Source organism: Azospirillum sp. UFLA03-27 (assembly GCF_059803775.1).
On the sequence record NZ_JAUQTX010000351.1, the window covers coordinates 1 to 5187 of the forward strand.

Genomic DNA, 5187 nt, shown 5'->3' on the forward strand with positions numbered 1-5187 from the left:
GCGTATAATCGTCGGCAGCGTCAGATGTGTATAAGAGACAGGTCCAGGCCCAGGCGGAGAAGCTGCGCAAGTCGATCAAGAGCTGCGCCGACTTCGACGAGAAGGCGCGCGCCATGGGCATCCCGGAGTCGGGCGACATGGGCACGCTGCGGGTCAAGGATCTCGCGCCGGGCCTCCAGCAGCTCGCCGTCGGCATCCCGCTCGGCCAGCCCAGCCCGGTGCTGATGAGCCCGGGTGGCGCCGTCATCCTGATCGTCTGCAAGCGCGACGTGCCGATGATCGAGCCGCCGCCGGAAGCCGAGCCGCAGCCGGTGGCCGCCCCGGCCCCGCCGCCGATCGACCCGAAGGACATCAAGATGCCGCCGCGCGAGGAGATCGAGCGCGACCTGATCAACGAGCGCGCCGACCTGCTGGCCCGCCGCTACCTGCGCGACCTGCGCCGCACCGCCTTCGTGGAGATCCGCAACTGATGACCGAATCCGGCGTCCGGCCGCCGCTCGCCCTGACCATGGGCGAGCCGGCGGGGATCGGCGGGGAGATCGCTCTTAAGGCCTGGTCGATAGCCAGGGGGGCGGCCCGCGCGGACGGCGCGGTGCCGCCCTTCGTCCTTCTGGACGATCCCGCCCGCCTGGAGGCGCTCGCCGCCCGGCTCGGCCTGCCGGTCCCGGTCAGGGCAGTCGGCAGCATGGCCGAGGGCGCCGCACTGTTCAGTACAGCCTTGCCGGTGCTGCCCCAGCCGCTGGCGGTGCCGGTCACGCCGGGCCGTCCCGACCCGGCCAACGGAGCGGCGGTGATCGCCAGCATCGACCGGGCGGTCGATCTGGTCCGCCGTGGCGAGGCGTCGGCGGTCGTCACCAACCCGATCCAGAAGTCGGCGCTCTACGCCGCCGGCTTCCGCCATCCCGGGCACACGGAGTATTTGGCCCATCTGGCCGGGCTCACCGAGGAGCCAGTGATGATGCTGGCCGCGCAGGATCTGCGGGTCGTGCCGGTGACCATCCATATCTCCGTCCGCGACGCCGTGCCGCTGGTGACGCGGGAGGCGATCCTGCACGCCGGGCGGGTCACCGCGGCGGCGCTGGCCCGCGACTTCGGCATCGCCCGGCCCCGGCTGGCCGTCGCCGCGCTCAACCCCCACGCGGGGGAGGGCGGCGCCATGGGGCGTGAGGAGATCGACGTCATTGCCCCGGCGGTCGCCGACCTGCGGGCAGAGGGCATCGACGCGGTGGGGCCGCGGCCCGCCGACACGCTGTTCCACGCGGCAGCGCGGCGCGGTTACGACGCGGCGCTGTGCATGTACCACGATCAGGCGCTGATCCCGCTGAAGACCATCGACTTCGACACGGGGGTCAACATCACGCTGGGGCTGCCCTTCGTCCGCACCTCGCCGGACCACGGGACGGCGCTGGACATCGCCGGCACGGGCAAGGCCGGCGCGTCGAGCCTGATCGCCGCCCTGACGGCGGCGGAGGCCATGGCCGCCCGCCGCCGCGCCTGACCTTCACCGCCGGTAAGCGTCAGAGGCGGACCGAGCTGCTGGAGAAGCGGCTGGCCGAGCTGTGGTCGATGGAGGTCAGCGCGACCGACGCGCCGACGGCGATGACGATGGCGGCGGCGAAGCCGAGCAGCATGGCTTTCATGGGGGGCGCTCCTGGAACCTGACTTTGGTTGTGGTTTCGGCGCAAACGCGCCTTTTTCCAAGACCATAAGCGGGGCGGAGCGCGCTTTCAACCACACTCGGGCCTCGGCCGGGAGCGGCGGTGCCTATGCTGCGGAGGTCAGGGCGCTGCGCAGCACCTCCGGCGCCACCGGCTTGTGCAGGAGGCGGTGGCCGCTCTGCTGGACCTCGGCGATGCGCGCGGGGTCGGTGTCGCCGGTCAGCACCAGAGCGGGCACCCGCACCCCACAGACACCGTAGATGTCGCGGATGGCCTGAAGCCCTGTCCGCCCTTCGCGCAGGCGATAGTCGGCGACGATCATGTCGGGGCGCTGACCGAGACTGGTCAGGGTGCCCACCGCCTCGTCGGCGGAGACGGCGGCCACCACCTCGTACCCCCATTCCTCCAGCATGGTCCGCATGGAGAGCAGGATGATGGCGTCGTCCTCCACCACCACGACCAAACCCTTGCCACCGTTGGCGGCGGGCTTGGCGGCGGACTGGGCGGCCGGGCGGCATGTTTTCATCACTTGGCGCGGCGCGACCGAGGGCACGGTCAGACCGAAGGCGCTGCCCCGTCCCGGCCGGGAGCGCAGAGTCACCTCGTGGCCGAGCAGCCCGGCCAGACGCCGCACGATGGCGAGCCCCAGCCCCAGTCCCTTGCGCCGGTCGCGCTCGGGGTTGGCGAGCTGGGTGAACTCGACGAACACCTCGTCGCGCTTGTCCTCGGGGATGCCGATTCCGGTGTCGAGCACCTCGACTCGCAGGCCGCTGCCGGAACGGCGGCAGCCGATCAGAATCCGCCCACTCTCCGTGTAGCGGATGGCATTTTCCACGAGATTGCGCAGGATGCGCTCGACCAGCGCCGGGTCGCTGCGCGTCCAGCCGTCGGTGGGAACGTGGTGCAAGGCGATTCCCACCTCCGCTGCGCGGCCCCGGTATTCGTCGGCCAGACGCTGCAACAGGGGACCCAGCGCGAACTCCGTCACCGCGGGGGTGACCACCCCGGCGTCCAGCCGCGACACGTCCAGCAGGCTGTCCAGCAGCGTACGGAGGCCGTTCAGCGACTCGCTCATGCTCGCCAGCAGGGGAGAGGCGGGATGGCCGTCGAGCCGGTCGGACAGGGCGTGCGCGAAGAAGAACAGCGACTGCACGGGCTGGCGCAGGTCGTGGCTGGCCGCGGCGAGGAACTTGGTCTTGGCCATGTCCGCCCGTTCGGCATTGTCGCGGGCGGCCAGCGCCTCCTCGCGGGCGCGCTCCGCCTCCGCCTTGGCGCGGTGCAGCGCGTCCTCCGCCGCCTTGCGGGCGGTGATGTCGCGCATGATGCCGGTGAACAGGCGCTGCCGCCCGTCGTGCCATTCGGCCACCGACAGTTCCAGCGGGAAGAGGGAGCCGTCCTTGCGCCGGCCCTCGACCTCGCGCCCGATGCCGATGATGCGCCGCTCGCCGGTCTCGCGGAAATGCGCCATGTAGCCGTCGTGGGCGGAGCGGTGCGGCTCCGCCATCAGGATGCGGACGTTCGCGCCGACGGCCTCCTCCGCGCCGTAGCCGAAGGTCGTCTCGGCCGCCCGGTTGAAGGACTGGATGGTGCCGGTCTCGTCGATCACCACGATGGGGTCCACGGCGGAGTCGACGACGGCGCGATAGCGCGCCTCCTGCCCCGCCGCGCGCTCCGCCGAGCGGCGCCGGTCGATCAGGACGGAGAGCAGCCCCAGCGAGAGGATCAGCAGCGTCCCGATTCCGGTCCCCACCGCCAGGGACGGCGTGGACAGCACGAGGCCGAGATCATCGCCGGCCGGGACGGCCCCCACACCGATGGCGTGGCCCATGGCGTTCTCGGCGGCGCTAGCGGCGGCCATGCCGACGTAATGCATGCTGACCACCGCAGCGCCGAGCACCAGCGCGCCGGACAGGCGCTGCAGGGGGCTGGCCGTGCGGAAGGCGAGCCAGAGCGCGGCGGTGGAGGCGGCGACGGCGATGACCACCGACGCGACGACCAGAAGCGTGTCGTAGATCAGCGGCACCGGCAGCCGCATGCCGGCCATGCCGACGTAATGCATGGAGACGATCCCGAAGCCGGTCAGCAGACCCGCCGCCGCCAGGGTCGCCCGGCCGCCCCCGCCGTGCGCCACGGCGAAGAGGCCGGTCCCCGACACCCCGACCGCCAGGAGAAAGGATAACGCGGTCAGCAGGATGTCGTAGGACACCGGCACGGGCATGCGCATCGCCATCATGCCGATGAAGTGCATCGACCAGATCCCCGCCCCGAGCGCGAGCGCCGCGGCGCCCAGCCAGCCGTTCCGTCCCCGCCCGGCATCCCGCGCGTGGGAGGCGAGGTCCAGAGCCACATAGCCGCCGAAAGAGGCCACGACAATGGACAGCGCAACGAGGTAAGGATCGTAATGGCCGAGCACGATGGGGCGCACCGAGAGTGGACGAGGGGACGGACGCGCAATGGCAGAAACGTTAGATAGTGGAAATCCGCGGCGAACCCAAGCCGGCGAAACGCCCCTATACGCCTGACGAAAGACCTAATGGCTACCTCGAACGGAAATTCCTCCTCTCGGATTTTGGGGCGGAAGCTGGCGGGGTTGCTGCGCCGCTTCGTGCTGCGCCCTCTGCTGACCGTCGCGGCGCTGGTCTATTTCCTGATCGACGCGGTGGCGCTGGAGGCGTTGCGCCCGCTGGCCGCCTGGATCGGGCGGCAGCGCTTCGCCGAACGGCTGGCCGCGCGCATCCGCCGGCTCGGCCCCTATCCGACGCTGGCGCTGTTCGTGATTCCGTTGGTGATTCTGGAGCCGCTGAAGCCGGTCGGCCTGTACCTGATGGGGACCGGGCACGCGGTCCAGGGCGCCCTGCTGCTGGGGGCCGTGGAACTGGTCAAGGTCACGCTGGTCGAGTGGCTGTTCCACATCGGCAAGGACAAGCTGCTGACCATCCCGGCCTTCGCCTGGTGCTACGTCCGGGTGGTGTGCTGGCTGGCCTGGCTGACCGCTCTGCCGCCCTGGCAGGCCGCCAAGCGGGTGGTGGCACGGGTGCGCGAGGCGATTCGTCCGGCGCTGGCGGTGGTCCGCGGCTGGGCGCGGTCGCTGCGCAGCCGTCTGCGCGCTGTGTCGAAAAGAGGGTAACCCTGCCCTGCGCTTGCCGTGTCCTGCGGACAGCCTCATATCAATGCGGTTTTGCAGACCGTTCCAAGGCCAACCCGTGCGTTTTCTCCCCCTGACCTTCGCCCTTTTCGTCGCCTTGGCGGCCCCAGCCGCCCTCGCCGCGGGCAAGTCCGGCTCCGTCTCCTCGCGCGAGTCGCGCATGGCCGACTGCGAGGCGGCGGAGAAGGGCGATCCGGAGGCGTCCTACCGCATGGCGCGGCGCTTCCTGTTCGGCGTCGGGGTGAAGCGCGACCAGCGGGTCGGCACGGCGTGGCTGCGCGCCGCGGCGTCGCGCGGCCACAAGGAGGCGCGGCGGCTGGTCGCCTATGTGCCGGGCCGCATGGCTGTCTCTTATACACATCTGACGCTGCCGACGATTATACG

General features: G+C 71.1%; 5 protein-coding genes and 1 pseudogene. 4 read left to right on the plus strand and 2 right to left on the minus strand.

Annotated elements, in window-relative coordinates; all coding sequences use genetic code 11:
- Positions 1–26: 26 nt before the first annotated feature.
- Both Q4I23_RS30255 and pdxA read left to right on the plus strand, forming a co-directional pair.
- Positions 27–470: a peptidylprolyl isomerase gene (locus tag Q4I23_RS30255; protein WP_498528674.1), complete on the plus strand. Its 444-nt coding sequence runs from the start codon at positions 27–29 to the stop codon at positions 468–470.
- Positions 470–1498 carry a 4-hydroxythreonine-4-phosphate dehydrogenase PdxA gene (gene pdxA / locus Q4I23_RS30260; RefSeq protein WP_498528675.1) on the plus strand — a complete coding sequence of 343 codons (1029 nt, stop codon included), beginning with the start codon at positions 470–472 and terminating at the stop codon, positions 1496–1498. The genes Q4I23_RS30255 and pdxA overlap by 1 nt, the downstream gene beginning before the upstream one ends.
- 19 nt (positions 1499–1517) lie before the next feature.
- Here the strand turns inward: pdxA and Q4I23_RS30265 are convergent, their stop codons facing one another.
- Positions 1518–1640, minus strand: a complete 123-nt coding sequence (locus Q4I23_RS30265) for a hypothetical protein (RefSeq protein ID WP_257722160.1) — start codon at positions 1638–1640, stop codon at positions 1518–1520.
- A 124-nt stretch (positions 1641–1764) separates the two neighbouring features.
- Positions 1765–4071: a hybrid sensor histidine kinase/response regulator gene (locus Q4I23_RS30270; protein WP_498528676.1), complete on the minus strand. Its 2307-nt coding sequence runs from the start codon at positions 4069–4071 to the stop codon at positions 1765–1767.
- Between the two features lie 177 nt (positions 4072–4248).
- Between Q4I23_RS30270 and Q4I23_RS30275 the strand changes: the two genes are divergently transcribed.
- Together Q4I23_RS30275 and Q4I23_RS30280 are read left to right on the plus strand one after the other, a co-directional pair.
- A complete protein-coding gene (locus Q4I23_RS30275; protein ID WP_498528677.1) occupies positions 4249–4785 on the plus strand; it encodes a hypothetical protein in 537 nt (178 codons plus the stop codon).
- A gap of 76 nt (positions 4786–4861) precedes the next feature.
- Positions 4862–5187 (plus strand): annotated as a pseudogene (locus Q4I23_RS30280) (hypothetical protein); the annotation flags it as partial.